Below are 13,837 nucleotides of genomic sequence, written 5' to 3' on the forward strand. Positions count from 1 at the left end.
CGGCCCCGCTGCGCGGTGCCGTCAACGGGCTTTTGGCCTGGGCGGCGAGAGGGTTGGACAGGGTGGGGTATTAGGGTGACTTGGCGTTGGTTCAGGTCGGTTGGTAAGCCTTCCACCAGCCGGGGGATCGGTGGGCTGACGTCAAGAGCTCTCTGAAGAGATCTTCCTCGAAGAGCAATCCGAAAATTTCCTCGGGTACTTGCTTGTCGTTGATGACAACTGTGGGCGTTCCCGGGCCCAGAGGCTCGTCACCGTTGGCGCCGTCATACGCTTTTTGGGAGTCCTTGACGAAAGTTTCGTACTTCATCGTTTTGACGGCATGGTCGAAGCTGTCACTGCGCAGGCCGTTCACCTCGTCGGCAAGGTCGAGCAGAGTGCTGGTGGTGAAGCCGCCTCAGCTCTCGACCTCGATCTGGTTCTGGAACAGCACTTCGTGGTACTCCACGAACTTGTCGGCCTCCAACGCGGCCCGCAATGCGTTGACAGCGCGCTTCGAACCGTCTCCTCCCAGACGGTCATCGCGGAACGAGGCGAAGGTGTACTCCGTTTTGGTCTCACGGTCGACCGTCATCTCCCGGAGGGCTGAGGCGCCGCCGAGGTTTTCGAACTCTTCCACCACCGGGCACCGCGGGTCCTCATACACCCGGACCTTGGGCGGCGCGGCGGGGTCCCCCACCACGATCGTCGTGCCGTCGGGGGCCAGCTGCTCTGGCAGCTGTTCCGCATCCGCGTAGGGCGGGATTTTGCTTCCCTGGGTGCTCGTCGGTGTCTGTTCGCCGCACCCGGTCAGCATCAGCCCTAGCGCACCTGCCGTCATGGCGGCGGCTGTGCGGTTGCGGTGTCTTGTCATCGGATCCCCTCCCTGGACTGGCAAGACCTTAGATGGTCTTGTCGGGGAGCGCATGCGTATTCGATCACATGGTGGATCCTTGGTTTCCCTTCGTCGGTGCTGGATCGCAGGACGGGGGCGCCCAGCGTGTCTGCTTCATTTTTGATAGCGGATAGACTCTGGGGTCGGCTCGCACCGTCCTGGATGGGTCCACAGGGATATCGAGTTCATACGTGTTCTTCTTGAAGGCAGAGCGGTACTCGGGTGATCACATCAGCGGGTGAAGCCGTTCTGGCTCATCTACGTGCACGTTTACTGCTTTCCGCCGCGGGGGCGGACCAGCGGCACCAAGGAGAAGGCAGACGGGTATGTCAGCCTCACACCGGTCCGATCGGCTTGGCGCGGTCCTCCGTGCCCTCGAGCTTTCTGCAAGATCGCTTGTGCCCGAGTGCGGGCTCCGCACTCAGGTGATCATGGCGATCGGGTCAGGGAAGACGAGGGTGGCGGTCCGCAGCGCGGAAAAACTCCAGGCGGGGCGTGTGCTGGTGCTCGTGCCCTCGCTCGGTCTCCTGGCGCAGACCGAGACCGTGTGGTGTGAGGGGGCTGCCGGGGGCCGGTGATCGGGGTGTTCTCGCTGCGGGGCGAGCTACGTCAGCCTCGGCCTGGGCACGCTGCGGGTCTGGCGGCTTGGGGTCCGATCGTCGCGGACGAGGCCCACCGGGTTTCGGGCCGGATCAGGAAGCCGTGGGCGGTTGTCCACGACAGTCAGAAGGTCCCCTCCCTGCGCCGCGGCCTGTGCATGACTGCCACGCCCCGGCTGTGGCAGCGGAAGAAGGATGCCGAGGGCGCGCGCCGGGTGAGCTGGTCGCGAGCATGGAAGACGATCCCGAGGGCCCTTTCGGAAGCAGGGCGTTCACTTTGACCCTCTCGGAGGCCATCGACCGGGAGGGTCTGCGCTCCCTGGCGGCAGGGGTTCGGCGGGTTTCGAGGCCGATCGGGTCAGGTTCACGCGGCGGCGCTGAGCGTTGCGGCAGCTCTCCCTTGCGCGAGCGCGCCTTCGCCGCCCGGAGGAGGACGGGGGTGAGCCGGGGTATCTGTGTGCGTCGATGGAGCCCGCACGGTCCGGGACGAGGCGCCTTGGCCACTGTCAGGCGCGGAAGGCCACGGTGTCTCGTCCTGGCGCGGGTGGGCCGGCGGGGCCGGTGGCGGCGCCTGCGGGTTCGCCGTCAGCCGCTCATCCTGCTCACGGGCGTTGCGGATGCGGGCCATCGCACCGTGTGCCCGGCCGCGGCCGCCGCGGAGCCGCCGTGGCCGCAGTGGGCCGGCGGTGCTTTGCGTGCCCGCGGTGCCGAGGCGGACGGCGGAAGCGGTGGCCGGTGGTTTGTTGCGGGCCGGCTCGGCCCGCCGCTTCTTGTGTTCCTGGAGCCGGTGACGGCGCTGCGCCGCCCTCACCGTGCGGTGGCCGGCATGGCCGTTGCCGTGGCGTGTGGTTCTTGCCGGCTCGGCCTTCAGGGCCGTGGTGGCCGGGCGCTGCGGAAAGACGTGGTCGCGGGTGGGTGCGAGCGCTGTGCCGGGGTGGGATTGCAGGCGCGTCTGCAGCCGCTGAACGGCCGTCCAGGTCGTCCAGGTCGTCCAGGTCGTCCAGGTCGTTCGTCGGCTCGTCCCAAAGCAGCGGCTCCGGTCCCCTGTCCGCGAGGACGCCGGCCGAGGCGGGAGGGGAACGCTCACCGTGCAAGAGGGTGCCGGGCGGCCGCGGTTAGGGCCGCGGCCTGTGTCGTCGCCTGCTCCGGTGCCGCGGGACCCGTCGCCCGGTGGACCCGTCCCGAGGGTCGCGAAAGGAGACGAGCCTCGCGGCACCGGCCCGGGTGTCTTCCGCTACGTCGCCGCGGCCCACCATCGCCTGGCTGCACGGGTTTTGCCGCCTGCGCGTCCGCGGGGGACGACGCGACGGCGCCCACGAGGTTTCCCGGCCTGACCGTGTGCTGGGTCGTTCATCGTCACGTCCAGCGGCCGCGTCAGAGACGGTCGGTCTTTGCGCGGCAGCCGTGATCAGACGGAAGAAGACCGGCACGAGGAACTGCCGGCGGCTTCCCCTGCGGCGCCGTCCGTCTCGCTGACACCGCCCCGCCCGCTCCCGCTCACACGTGATGCCGAAAGCAGATGGACCCCCAGACGTAGCCGGGTCCGATCGAGGCCAGGATCATCCGGTCGCCGTGCGCGACACGGTTTTCCATGACCTCGTGCAGCACGGTGAACGGGCTCGCCGCTGCCGTGTTGCCGAGGAAGGGAACCGTGAGCGGTATGCGCCCGGGCTCGATGCCGAGCACTCGCGCCGTCTCGCGGAGAATGTTGAGGTTGGCCTGGTGGACGGCGAAGTGCTCGATGTCGGTCACCTCCGTGCCGGCTCGGCGCGCGGTCTCCAGGATCGTGGCGGGAAGCTTGTCGGTGGCCATCCGCCACACCGCCTTCCCGTCCATCTTCAGGTAGTGCTCACCGGCCGCCACCGTGGCGCCGGTGGTCGGCATGCGGGTCCCGCCCGCACGGATCTGCACGTCCGGCGCGGGCTCGGTATCGGTGTGCCAGGCCACGATCCCGTACCCGGGCTCGGTCCGCCCGAGGACCACCGCGCCCGCGGCATCGCCCAGGAACGGGCGCAGGGTCCGGTCGGCCGGGCCGACCGCGCGGGATCCGGCGTCCGCGCCGATGACGAGAACGTTTCGGAAGTGCTGGTTCTGGAGCAGGTGTGCCGCGGTGAAGATCCCGTGGACCGCGCCGGCGCAACCGACTTGCGTGAGGTCCAGCGGGAGGGCCGACCGGGCGCCGATGGCGTGCATCACCGTCAGGGCCGTTCCGGGAAGCGGCTGGTCGGGAGTGAAGGTGGCGACGATCACGGCGTCGATCGCACAGGCCGGGACTCCGCTGCGTTCCAGGGCTTGGTGCGCCGCCGCGATCGCCATGTCGGAGGTGACCTGGCCCTCCGCCAGGTACCGGCGTTCCTGGATCCCGGTGCGCGTGGTGATCCACTCGTCGGTGGTGTCGAGCGTACGTACGAGTTCGGTGTTGCTCACCACTCGTTCGGGCAGGTAGAGCCCGGTACCCATGATGCCCACCGGGTGGGTCAGGCCCGTGCCCTCCCCGGGCCGGGGCGCCTCGAGCAGTGCCGTACCGCTGTGCGAGGAGTGTGCGGTGCCGGACGCGGTGACGTGCATGGTCACTTCCCTTCGTGTGTGTCGTGCTCCCCGAGAACAGCGGTGATCCTGAACAGCGCGCACGTCACGAACGAGGCGCCGTTGCTCGCCATCAGGACGTGGTCACCGGGGCCCACCTGCCCGGTGCGCAGCAGATGGTCGAGCGAGAGCACGTGATCGGCGGTGCCCAGATGGCCGAGGTCACGGCCGAGTTCCAGCATTCCCTTGTCCGGATCGATACCGAGCGGGCCCAGCACACTGCGTACGTACTCGGGCCCGCCGCAGAAGACATGCGTGACCCGTGTGATCTGTCCGGGCTCGACACCGGCGTCGGCCAGGGTCCGCTCGCCGAGCACCGTCCGCATCCTGGCCAGCCGGTTCTTCGCCTCGGTCAGCTTCCGCGGCTCGCGTGCGGCGTACTCGGCGATACGGGCGCCCACATGGATCTGCCGGCCCAGCGACGCCTCGGGCGGGAACAGCGGCAGGTCCCCGCGGTACATCTCCTCCAGATCGGGCAGCGAGGCCGAGTTCAGAGCCAGCAGCTCCGCGACACCGGGCCGGCGGGAGAGCACCAACGCGGCCCCGCCGTCCCCCAGGATCGTCCCACGATTGGTCTTGAACGGACCCGAGGCGTAACTCCAACGATCGATCGTCGGTACACCGAAGTTATCCGCACCAGTGATCAACACCGCAGTACGTTCCACACTCTGGAGGTAGCCCACGGCGAGTTCCATGGCGCCGAGCATCCCGTTGCAGGCTTGGTAGACGGCGAACGCCGGGGCCTGGCCGCCGATGGTCCTTTGCTGTACGTAGTGCTGGGGCGGCCAGATGACCGCCCCCTGGTGGAATCCGTACGCGTGGAACAACGCGTCGATCTCGTCGGTGCGGTGGCCGGAGCAGGCCAGGGCCCGGCGCGCGGCCAGCACCGCCATCTCCGGCGCCGGCATGTCACCGGCGACCGCGGCACCGGTCCAGCCGCTGGCCTGCCACGCCTGCCGGTCGTACAGGCCGAGTTCCACCGCGCGTTCGGCGGGCATCGAGGGCGGGAGGTAGGCGCCGGTGCCGGCGATGTGCATTCCTTCGACCTTCACGCTGCCGCCTTCTCGTGCTCATGCGCGCGCACGTGTTCCAGGACCGTGTCGACGACCACGGGGAAGGCCCCGTGGGCGTCGACCACCGTCCAGCCGAACCGGTCCGCCCAGGTGTCCAGGACCTCGTGGATCTTCTGCTGGTGGCTCAGGAAGCTCTCTTTCGAGCAGCTCATGTCCAGGCCGCACTCGTAGGGCACCGCGCGCTCGCCCATGCGCTCCCAGGCCGTCTCGGGGTCCGAGCGCAGATACACGACGATGTCGGCGGGCGGCAGCCCCGCGCCCACCGCCTCCACCCACGGCGGTTCCATCCCGTACGCGATCTCCCCGGCGGCGTGTTTCATCCAGTAGCCGTCGAGCAGCAGCACCTCCGCGGGGTCCGGGGGGGACTGGCGGTCCGTGACGGATGCCACGGCCGCCCACAGGAGGAACATCACACGGGACTTCGGTGCCATCCGGACCGCGCAGGTACGGACACGGCGTTCGTCGGGCTTGATGAAGTCGGCGAACGGATACTCGGGGTTGTCGATGATGTCCCAGCGGTCGGCGACGGTGGCGGATCCGCCCAGCGCCTCCGCAACGGCGCGGGTCACCGTCGTCTTCCCGGCGCCGTCGGCGCCGACTATCGCGACGATCACGGGGCGGCCACCTTCGGGTGACAGCTGAACTCCGGTTCCGGCCTGATGATCTGCGGATCGGGTGTGCCCGCGGCCGCAGACCCCCGCACCGCCCCGTACGCGGCCAGGCTCGCCACCGCCGCCTCGACGTCCGTGATGTCCGCGGGCACGTCCTGGGGCGCGAGCCGGGACAACGGACGCCCGTCAAGGGCCCGCCAGAGCCGGACCACGGCTTCGGAGACCCGGTAACCCTCGTCGGGGCCGACCAGCGCCCAGCCGTCGGTGAAGCGCAGCGGGGTGAAATAGGCCGAGCGTCGCGCACCGTCGCCCTGCGGCACGGACGGCTCCGGCAACTCTGCCAGCGGCTTGTCCCAGCCCTCGACGACACCGTGGGCCATCAGCGTCCCGGCGGCCCACAGGCGCTGCTCGGTCACGGCTCTGACCGTCTGCTCGTCCGCGCCGGAGTCCGGGTGCAGGACGCGGTGGTTGAGCCGCCAGACATGGTCCAGCCACGGCGCGGTCGTCGCGGTGCGGGCCAGCCGCCGGTAGTGGAACTTCGGACCGAAGTACACATCGCCCGCGGCGGCCAGTACCGCCTCGCAGGCGTACTCAAGCGCCAGGGCCGACGCGGTCGCGGCCGTCAGCAGGTCGCCGCACTTCAGGGCCCCGTACGCGTCCTCCGCCATGGCCGAGGAGATGTTGCCGTTACGCACCAGGTTGATCTGACGCACGACGTCGAAACTGAAGGCTCCGAACGGTTCGCGCCACTCCGGCCCCACGTGCAGCGGCACGCCGGTGACGATCCGGATCAGCGCGTTGAGGGCTTTCACCTCCATCCCGATCTGCGCGCGGTCGGCGCCGGTGACCCGGTACTCGCAGGCCAGCTCGAGCAGGGCGCGCACGCGCTCAGCGGGCACCGGGTTGACGTGCACGGGCACCGGGCCGTACTCGATCACGACCTCGCTGTCGGGCAGGCCCTCACCGACCACGTAGAGGTCGACGTCGGAGGTGCCGTGCCCGAGGCCGACGGCGAAGCTGCCGCCGAGCACCGCCAGCCGGACCCGTTCCGGGCCGCCGAGCCGGCCGGCGACGACCCCTTCGGCCGCGGCGATCTGCTCGGGCGAGAACCGCATGTCCGGCACGGCCCAGGACAGCACGGAGTCGGTGGTGGTCATCAGGATTCCTTTCGCGTGGGCCGGCGCGGCCACGTGGCGTGCGGCTCGCACGCCCCGTCCGGCCGGGCGTGCCAGTACTCGTGCAGTCCCCGGCACCGGCCGTCCGGGGCGAAGGAGAGGAACAGACACCCTGCTGCCGTACGGGCCGCGCCGGTGTCCGGGTCGTGCAGCACGCACCACCACTCCAACGCGACGCGGTCACCGGCCACGACCGGTTCAGCGAACCAGATGTCCGGGTCGCGCTGGCGTCGGAGCGTCCCGGTCCAGTGCTCGCGTATCGCCTCCCGGCCCACGTGCGGCTCGCTGAAGGGGCCTTGCCGGTACCAGGCGTCCTCGGTGAACAGCGCGGCGATCCCCTCCGGGTCGCGGCCGCGCCAGCCGGACTCGAACGCCGCGATCCAGGCATCCACGGGCCGCTCCGTGTACGGCGCGCTCACCGCGGGCCCCAGGCCACGGGAAGCGACCAGACCCCGCGGATGAACATTCCGTCCCGCCAGGCGAGCCGGTCCGCCTCGACAGCGACTCTCAGGTCCGCGAACCGCCGGAGCAGCGCAGCGATGGCGACCTCCGCCTCGACACGGGCATGCGCGGCGCCCAGACACATGTGCCGGCCGTATCCGAAACCCAGCTGCGGGTTGGCCACACGGTCCGTACGGAACTCATCAGCGCTCTCGAACACCGAAGGGTCCCGGTTAGCGGCATCGGTCGACGGGACCACCACCTGCCCGGGACACAACCGGACACCAGCGAGATCGGCCTCCTCGACGACCACGTGCGGCTGTCCGCCGGTACCGTTGAACCACACCCAGCGCAGGCACTCCTCCACCGCACCAGGTGTCCCGGAGGGGTCCTCACGCAGTGCGGCGACCAGGTCCGGCCGGGCGAGGATCTCCATGACGCAGCAGGAGAGGAAGTTGGTCGTCGTCTCCCCTCCGGCCACCATCAGGCCCAGCCCGAAGGTGGAGATCTCCACGTCGGAGAGCTCACCGGCCTGAAGCAGTGCCGTGAGGATGTCGTCCCCCGGAGTGCCGGCGGACATGGCCTCGCGCCGCTCGGTGAGCTGTGCCTCGAAGTAGGCGTACATGTGGGTGTGAGCGGCGTCCACCTCCTCCTTCGTGCACCTCCCGGCCGACATCATCGCGTTGACCCAGGGCAGGAACAGCTCCGTGTCCGCCGGGACCCCGAGCATGTCGCAGATCACGCCGTAGGCGAGCGGCGTGGTGAACCCGGCCACCAGGTCGGTGGGTGATCCGGTCTTCTCCATGCCGTCGATCAGGTTCTCCGCCAGCCGTTCGATCCCGGGTCGCGCGGCCGCGGCCTGCCGGTGGGTGAACCAGCTCTGCACTGCCCTGCGCCGACGGGTGTGTCTCGGGGCGTCGCTGGTCACCAGCGCCAGCGCCTCGCTGCGTCGGGCGAAGAGGGGTCCGTTGTGCCACGCCTCACGGCTGAAGCGGTCGTCCGACAGCACGGTGCGCACGTCGGCGTGGCGGGTCACGAGCAGCGCCTTGTGGTCGCCCGGCAGGTCCACCGGGATGAGCGGCCTCTCGCGCAGCACCTTGAGATGGCCGGGATCGAGCGCGACCCCGGGCCGCGCTTCGAACGGGAGTTTCATGTCGTCCTCTTCAATTCGCGGTGGGTGCGTGGGAGTGGGCGTCGGCGTCGGCGCCGGGCGGTTCGGCCAGGAGGCGGACGGTGCCCTCGCCGCCGTCCAGTTCGATCCACGCCCCGTCCGGGATGCGGGTGGTCGCCTTCGGCACAGCGACCACGGTGGGCACGCCGAGCAGCCGGCCGGTGATGGCCGTGTGGGACAGCAGGGTGCCGCGTTCGACGACCAGCCCCGAGGCCGCGATCATCAGGGGCAGCCAGCCCGGGTCGGTCTCACGGGCGATCAGGATCCGGTCCCGGCAGTCGTCGGGAGCGACGGACGGGTCGAGCACCACCAGCGCGCGACCTCGCACGCGGCCGCCGCTGGACCCGAGTCCGCGCAGGAGCCCCGAGCCGTCTTCAGCAGCGCTGTCGCCCACCGGCACGGCCGCGCGCAGCGCGGTCGTCAGCGGCCCGTCGCCCGGCACGGACATCAGGGTCGGGTGAGGCGCCGCCGTCGCCTGACGCTCCCGCTCGGTCCGGCGCAGTGCGGCCAGCGACGCCAGCGGAGGTCCGGGCACGGTGCCGTCGAACGCGCCGACGACCTCCTCGACCGTCAGGTCGACGACGTCGTGCGGGTCGGCCAGCACACCCGCCGCGGTCAGTTCCGCGCCCAGCCGCCACATCACGTCCCGGGTGATCCCGAACAGTTGTGTCCGGCAGAACCGGGCGTCCTCGCGCATCCGGATACCCCACCGTGCGACACCCAGCAGGGCGTGCAGGACGGCTCGTCGCAGCGGGTTGCGGCACGCCCGGCGAAGCTGCCGGCGGGCCTGCTCGGCCTGCTCGTGCTCGGCCGCGCGGTTACCGGCGACCGTGGTGCCCTGCCGGACGAACGGCCGCAGCACTCCGACGAGCATCGAAGGCCGCTGACGGGGCGTGGCCTCGTCAAGCTTGAGGTCGTGCAGAGCACGGTCGCCGTAGCGCTCCAGGTAGGCCCGGACGGCTCCGGCCAGTTCCGTGCCGTGACGTCCCGCTGCGATGTCGTCCCAGAGCTGCCGGTCGCTGTCCTCGGTGTACGGGGCCAACAGCCGCTCGCGCAGTTCCGGGAGCGCCGACGCCTGCTCGGCGAGGGCGATGGCGGCGCGCGCCGCGGCCAAGGACCGGTTCTCCCGTCCCCCGCACAGCAGTCCGACGAACAGGTCGGGGCCCGCGCCGGCCCAGCGTTGCAGCAACGCCTTGCCCGCACGGATGGCCAGGCCCATGTACAGGCCGTTCGACAGCGTGACGCCCCAGTGCCTGCCGGTCTCCTCCCACACGCGGTGGTATCGGGCGATCAGGTCCTCCACGGTGGCCCGATCGGTCGCGTAGACCTCGGTCATGAGCTGGTCCCACCAGCGGAAGAACCGCTTGGACGCACGCCGATGGCCCGCCGCGTGCCACAGGAAGAGCGGGAGGTTCGCCACGATCCGCAATCTCGACCGGCCGCCCGGGGCGCGTGCAGCACCGGTGATCCCCATGGCCTGTTCCCACTCGGTGCGCACGAGATCGAACGCGGGGAGCCTGCCGTGCAGGACCTGCCAGTCGTTCAGCCGGTAGTACACGCGCCCGTCGAGGTGGCCGATCATCCTGGCCAGCCGGTGGCCGTCGGCCCGTATCTTCCGCTCCCGCACCCCCATGCGCCGGTAGAGGTCCGTGAAGGCCTTCTGATAGAAGATCCGGGCCTGGGAGTACGTCAGAGCGCTCGAGATGCCCGGGTAGCTCTCCGTGATGTTGTGGTTTCCCCAGTAGACCGGCCGCGGGCTCTCGGGAGGCGCGATCACCATCGGCCGGGCCTGCACCAGGTGCACGGCGCCGTCCGGGGTGAACGTGCCCTCGATGTCCTGCGGCGTGCCGAAGTGGGTCTCGACCCGCTGGGCGAGGGCCGCGACCTCACGCGCCTGCTGTTCGGTCAGCACCGGTTCGTCGGCCAGCCGGTCCGGCACGGGCTGGAGCGGCTGTGGCGGCGGGCCGATCATCCACCGTTTCTTCACCGCCTGGGTGCGGACCCGCCCGGTAGCGGGGTCGACGAAGAAGTGGTCGATGTCGGCCTTCTCCTGGACGACGCCCTCGCCGATGCCGTGCGCCGCCGCGATGACGCACCGTTCGCCGCCGTCGCGCGGGTCCCGGGTGAAAGCGACGAAGGAGCGCGTGCCGAGGGCCATGCGCTGGATCCCGACGGCGATCCGGGCCCTGGTCGGGTCGATGCCCTTGAGCAGCCGGTACTGGACGGCCTCCGGTTTGAACGCCGAGGCCCAGCAGCGCGCCACGGCGGAGAGCACCTCGGTACGCGGCACGTAGAGAAAGCTTTCGCTCATTCCGGCGAACGGGTCGTCCGCCGTGTCCTCGCCCACGCCGTCGACGTCGGGGACCACGCAGGCCCGGACGGCGGCGAGGTTCCCCGCGCCGATCCGCTCGTCGAACTCGGCCAGCACGCGTGCGGCCAGCGCACCGGCCGGCTCCGCCGATTCCAGCGACCGCGCCGCGGCGGCGCACCACGCGGCCGGGTCCGGGCGGTCGTCGGGCAGGTCCCCGCCCACCGCCTCCAGCGCCCGGTCGAACTCGTCGACGGGCAGGCAGAAGAACCCGGGGACGGGGAACCCGGCACGCCGCAGCTCTTCGAGGCGGGCGAATTTGTGTCCGACCCGAAGGGGGGTGAAGTCGGATGTGACAGCCGTCGGAAGCAGCGCACTGGTCGTCACGGACTGGTCTCCGTCCATGCGTTGAGGTGGAGCACGTCGTCGAGGGGGCGGCAGCGGGCCGGCCGGGATCCGTCGCCCAGCGGGAACGGGGTGGGAATCAGCACACCTTGACGGGCGTCCGCCGACGGGACCGGACCCCACGGGCTCGCCTGGCTGCCCGCCCGCGGGCGGCCGCCGGGCACCCGTACGCGAGGCAGTACGCGCACCGGTGCGCGACCCGTGTTCTCCGCCAGGTGTCGCGCGCTGCGGACGAGCCGGCTGCCACCGTCGGCGTCGCGGTGACGGGCCGTGAAGGCGGCCCGGTACACGGCGCCGGTCTTCTCCCGCAGCACCTCGTCGGTGATGCCGACCCATGAACCCGCTTCCCGGTCGCCTCCATTCGGCGCCTGCTGCGCCGTCCGGACGCAGTCGCGCACGACATCGGGGGCCACCGGCCGGTCCAGGCCGAGGCGCCGCCGCACGGTACGGGTGGTGGTCGGCGCCGCTGCGGCGTCCATCGTCACCACACCCTCGGCAGCAGCCTGGCCCGGCCGGTCGCATAGGCCGGGTACTCCGGGACCGTCCACAGCACTCGCTCCTCCACGAGGATGCGCCGGACGACCGCGCCGAACAGCAGGACCAGTGCCACGACGCTGAACGGGTTGAGGAAGTACGCGGTGAAGCCCAGGTTCGCCAACAGCATCCCGGTGTACGCGGGATGCCGTACGAACCGGTAGAGGCCGTGGCTCACCACGCTGTGTCCGTCCCGCCGCACGACGTGGTGCGAGTAGAACCGCCCCAGGGTGGTGATCGCGGCCTGCCGGCCGACGACTCCGAGGGCGAAGACCACCACCGGGACGGCGAGCAGACCGGACCCGCCGAGCCAGGGCATCGGACCGAAGGCGGCGCCGCCGAGCACGGCCAGCCGCGCGAGCGCGTACGGCAGCAGGGTGCTCGACTCGGCCGGCACGCCTCTGTCGTGCCGGAAGGTCACGCGTGTTTCGAAGACCAGCCAGGCGAGGTACGTCACGAACAGCGCGACCGCGACGGCGTCGCGGCCCGCGAACCTGACGATCCCGGCCAGCGGAAGGACCAGGCCGACCAGGAACAGCGCACGCGGGGCGGCCAGCAGCAGAACCCGGGTGTTCATGACGCGCCTCGCATTTGGGCGTAGCGGGACGGGGACAGGTTGCACAAGCTGAAGGTCAGGGTGCCGAGTTCGGCCCCGGTGACTGCTTCGACCAGCGTCATCCCGCACGTCGCCCGCCGTCCCTCGCCCTCCCGGTGGGTGTGGCGGAGGGTGATCGGGACGCTGCGCGGGATGCGCAGCGGGATGTCCATGACCACCGACAGCCACAGCATCTGGGTGTCGATCGCGATGCCGTACTCCGTGTGCTCCAGCGAGATCACGAACTGCCGGGCGGCCTCGACGATCTCGACGGGCGTGCGGTAGTCGGGGTCGGTCGAGTGCAGCGGGTGGCCGGCCGGTGCGGACAGCAGGAGGGCCTGGCACAGACCGTCCGCGTCCCGGTGGGTGCGGCCCACCAGGATGTTCGCGTCGCGGTGCCGGTGGACGAGGTCGGCGACCGCCGGTTCGGTGCCGACGATCTGGCCGAGCGAGTAGACCTGCGGGGCAGCGTGGACGAAGTCGAAGTCGGCTGTGCAGACCACGTGGTCGCTCTGCGTGGCGGCGGCCCGCCAGCTGTCTCCCCCGGCCGCGACCCCGAGGGTGGTGGGCAGGTCGAGCTCGCAGATCTTGGTGAACCGGACGTCCGCACGAAGCCGTCCGGCGAGACCGGGCGGTGAGACTCCGGCAGCCTCGGCACTGTCGGCCTCGGACTGCCACGCCGCGTCAAGCAGGGCATTGAACAGCAGCATCCCCGGAATGTGGTCAAGCGCATGGTCGAAGAAGAAGGTGTCCGTCAGGTCGACCACGAGTTCGGTGAGCCGATTCGGCGTCTCGCTCAACACTGCGGTCATGGTGAAGTCCTTCCAGAGGTAGGGCCGTAGCAGCAGGGGGGACCACGTGCGATGGACGGTTGGCTGCCGCCGACGTGCCTGAGGATCATGACTGTCCGGTCCTCCAACGACAGTGCAGTGCCGGTGGAGTCCCTCCGGAGGCAGGGCGAGCGGTGAACACCCGCTCCCAGGTGCCATCGACGGCCCGCATCCGCAGCCGGTTGTAGGCATCCCGCCAGTTGCCGCATTTCTCCGGCGGGTGCGCCCACTGCGTGCCGGTCCGGACGTAACGGCTCGATCCGCGCCCGCTGCGCGTCAGTCAACGGCGCAGCAAGTTCCTCCACGGCTCCTTCTGCCGTGATCTTCACCAGTGCCACCTGCTCAGACGGAAGCGTCGTGGCTGCTCGGTGGAAAGCCGAGGGCAGGCGCTCTGACCGGGAAAGGCGGCTTCCAGGCGATCCTCCCCTGCAGTGCCCGCCCCGGCAGAAGGTCTCCTCGCTTGCTCCCAGGAGGTCGGCCTCAGGCCGGGGCCCCTTGCGGGAGCAGTAGTCGAACCCTGGTCAGAACTGACGGCCAGGACAAGGAATTGGCGTGGCTGATGCCCGTCAGGGCTGATCGAGGCACACGTGACGGCCAAGTCGTCGCCTGCACGCGCATCGTGGCGGGCTTTCGTCGGC

General features: G+C 70.6%; 13 protein-coding genes. 1 reads left to right on the forward strand and 12 read right to left on the reverse strand.

From position 1 onward, the window contains the following. Positions 1 to 91: 91 nt before the first annotated feature. Together C1708_RS34605 and C1708_RS34610 are read right to left on the reverse strand one after the other, a co-directional pair. Entirely contained in the window at positions 92 to 352 is a 261-nt protein-coding gene (locus tag C1708_RS34605; protein WP_241911115.1) for a DsbA family protein, read from the reverse strand. 42 nt (positions 353 to 394) lie between these two features. After that, a complete protein-coding gene (locus C1708_RS34610) occupies positions 395 to 850 on the reverse strand; it encodes a thioredoxin domain-containing protein (protein WP_241911116.1) in 456 nt (151 codons plus the stop codon). A gap of 452 nt (positions 851 to 1,302) precedes the next feature. Between C1708_RS34610 and C1708_RS35995 the strand changes: the two genes are divergently transcribed. Further along, complete coding sequence (locus C1708_RS35995) at positions 1,303 to 1,449, forward strand: DEAD/DEAH box helicase family protein (RefSeq protein ID WP_391664182.1); 147 nt, start codon at positions 1,303 to 1,305, stop codon at positions 1,447 to 1,449. A 1,518-nt stretch (positions 1,450 to 2,967) separates the two neighbouring features. Here the strand turns inward: C1708_RS35995 and C1708_RS00015 are convergent. The 10 genes from C1708_RS00015 to C1708_RS00055 are packed head-to-tail and all read right to left on the reverse strand — an operon-like array spanning position 2,968 to position 13,181. Then, positions 2,968 to 4,038 carry a 3-oxoacyl-ACP synthase III family protein gene (locus C1708_RS00015; RefSeq protein WP_106410713.1) on the reverse strand — a complete coding sequence of 357 codons (1,071 nt, stop codon included), beginning with the start codon at positions 4,036 to 4,038 and terminating at the stop codon, positions 2,968 to 2,970. A gap of 2 nt (positions 4,039 to 4,040) precedes the next feature. Further along, on the reverse strand, positions 4,041 to 5,108 hold the full coding sequence (locus tag C1708_RS00020) for a ketoacyl-ACP synthase III family protein (protein ID WP_133169030.1): 1,068 nt from the start codon (positions 5,106 to 5,108) through the stop codon (positions 4,041 to 4,043). Continuing rightward, entirely contained in the window at positions 5,105 to 5,743 is a 639-nt protein-coding gene (locus C1708_RS00025) for a dTMP kinase (RefSeq protein ID WP_106410715.1), read from the reverse strand. Before C1708_RS00025 ends, C1708_RS00020 begins: the two co-directional genes overlap by 4 nt. Continuing rightward, positions 5,740 to 6,897, reverse strand: a complete 1,158-nt coding sequence (locus C1708_RS00030) for a nucleotidyltransferase domain-containing protein (protein ID WP_106410716.1) — start codon at positions 6,895 to 6,897, stop codon at positions 5,740 to 5,742. The genes C1708_RS00025 and C1708_RS00030 overlap by 4 nt, the downstream gene beginning before the upstream one ends. After that, a complete protein-coding gene (locus tag C1708_RS00035) occupies positions 6,897 to 7,307 on the reverse strand; it encodes a nuclear transport factor 2 family protein (protein WP_106410717.1) in 411 nt (136 codons plus the stop codon). Before C1708_RS00035 ends, C1708_RS00030 begins: the two co-directional genes overlap by 1 nt. A gap of 23 nt (positions 7,308 to 7,330) precedes the next feature. Further along, positions 7,331 to 8,509, reverse strand: a complete 1,179-nt coding sequence (locus C1708_RS00040) for a cytochrome P450 (protein ID WP_106410718.1) — start codon at positions 8,507 to 8,509, stop codon at positions 7,331 to 7,333. Between the two features lie 10 nt (positions 8,510 to 8,519). Beyond that, positions 8,520 to 11,222, reverse strand: a complete 2,703-nt coding sequence (locus C1708_RS00045) for a PEP/pyruvate-binding domain-containing protein (protein WP_198602349.1) — start codon at positions 11,220 to 11,222, stop codon at positions 8,520 to 8,522. After that, positions 11,219 to 11,719, reverse strand: a complete 501-nt coding sequence (locus C1708_RS33670; protein ID WP_133169032.1) for a nitroreductase family protein — start codon at positions 11,717 to 11,719, stop codon at positions 11,219 to 11,221. Before C1708_RS33670 ends, C1708_RS00045 begins: the two co-directional genes overlap by 4 nt. Before the next feature lie 2 nt (positions 11,720 to 11,721). Further along, positions 11,722 to 12,351 (reverse strand): isoprenylcysteine carboxylmethyltransferase family protein, encoded by a 630-nt coding sequence (locus C1708_RS00050; protein WP_106410720.1) that lies wholly within the window; start codon positions 12,349 to 12,351, stop codon positions 11,722 to 11,724. Beyond that, on the reverse strand, positions 12,348 to 13,181 hold the full coding sequence (locus tag C1708_RS00055) for an AfsA-related hotdog domain-containing protein (RefSeq protein ID WP_157951200.1): 834 nt from the start codon (positions 13,179 to 13,181) through the stop codon (positions 12,348 to 12,350). Before C1708_RS00055 ends, C1708_RS00050 begins: the two co-directional genes overlap by 4 nt. Positions 13,182 to 13,837 lie beyond the last annotated feature (656 nt).

The sequence above is a fragment of the Streptomyces sp. DH-12 genome (assembly GCF_002899455.1).
Classification (GTDB): domain Bacteria; phylum Actinomycetota; class Actinomycetes; order Streptomycetales; family Streptomycetaceae; genus Streptomyces.

Bases quoted from the DNA above. Each gene is read 5' to 3' on its own strand.
- C1708_RS35995 (WP_391664182.1), top strand. From the start codon at position 1,303: ATGGCGATCGGGTCAGGGAAGACGAGGGTGGCGGTCCGCAGCGCGGAA.
- C1708_RS00030 (WP_106410716.1), bottom strand. From the start codon at position 6,897: ATGACCACCACCGACTCCGTGCTGTCCTGGGCCGTGCCGGACATGCGG.
- C1708_RS00015 (WP_106410713.1), bottom strand. From the start codon at position 4,038: ATGCACGTCACCGCGTCCGGCACCGCACACTCCTCGCACAGCGGTACG.
- C1708_RS00050 (WP_106410720.1), bottom strand. From the start codon at position 12,351: ATGAACACCCGGGTTCTGCTGCTGGCCGCCCCGCGTGCGCTGTTCCTG.
- C1708_RS00040 (WP_106410718.1), bottom strand. From the start codon at position 8,509: ATGAAACTCCCGTTCGAAGCGCGGCCCGGGGTCGCGCTCGATCCCGGC.
- C1708_RS33670 (WP_133169032.1), bottom strand. From the start codon at position 11,719: ATGGACGCCGCAGCGGCGCCGACCACCACCCGTACCGTGCGGCGGCGC.
- C1708_RS00055 (WP_157951200.1), bottom strand. From the start codon at position 13,181: ATGACCGCAGTGTTGAGCGAGACGCCGAATCGGCTCACCGAACTCGTG.
- C1708_RS34610 (WP_241911116.1), bottom strand. From the start codon at position 850: ATGACAAGACACCGCAACCGCACAGCCGCCGCCATGACGGCAGGTGCG.